Origin of the sequence: Mycobacterium sp. 1245801.1, from assembly GCF_001673055.1 — a bacterium.
In the GTDB taxonomy this organism is placed as follows: domain Bacteria; phylum Actinomycetota; class Actinomycetes; order Mycobacteriales; family Mycobacteriaceae; genus Mycobacterium; species Mycobacterium europaeum_A.
In genome coordinates this window covers 1-504 of record NZ_LZKY01000035.1, presented here as the reverse complement: position 1 = coordinate 504, position 504 = coordinate 1, and the positions used below count along the sequence as shown (strand labels likewise).

Here is a 504-nt window from a genome sequence, read left to right as displayed (position 1 = left end):
CCGGCGCGCAGGGCATCTGGAACGCGCAGGGGCAGTGCCGCGGTATTTATGACGCGCCCGTGAAGACGACATGGAAGACCGGTGCGTTTCAGGACGGGTCGACACAGAAGGCCAAGAAGGTTCTGCACCGCGACCTCGAACTCGGATTCCATTGTGTCGAAACGCGAATCCCGCCGCGGTCGGCCGAGGACAACAGCAGGTCGAGTTTGCGTTCACCCGACCGATCTGTCTCGAGGTGGATCGTGGTGGGCTCCGGGTCGTCGTCCCACTCGTCGACGTCGTAGTCGAAGATTTTGCGGAACTCGGATTCGTTGTCCTCGGCCGACCGCGGCGGGATTCGCGTTTCGACACAATGGAATCCGAGTTCGAGGTCGCGGTGCAGAACCTTCTTGGCCTTCTGTGTCGACCCGTCCTGAAACGCACCGGTCTTCCATGTCGTCTTCACGGGCGCGTCATAAATACCGCGGCACTGCCCCTGCGCGTTCCAGATGCCCTGCGCGCCGG

The 504-nt window shown here is 62.5% G+C and carries 1 protein-coding gene; it reads right to left on the bottom strand.

Translation table 11 applies throughout. The features are described 5' to 3' along the window. Positions 1-88: 88 nt before the first annotated feature. Positions 89-504: hypothetical protein (locus A5622_RS02185; RefSeq protein WP_369829213.1), on the bottom strand; the 416-nt coding region annotated here is incomplete at its 5' end.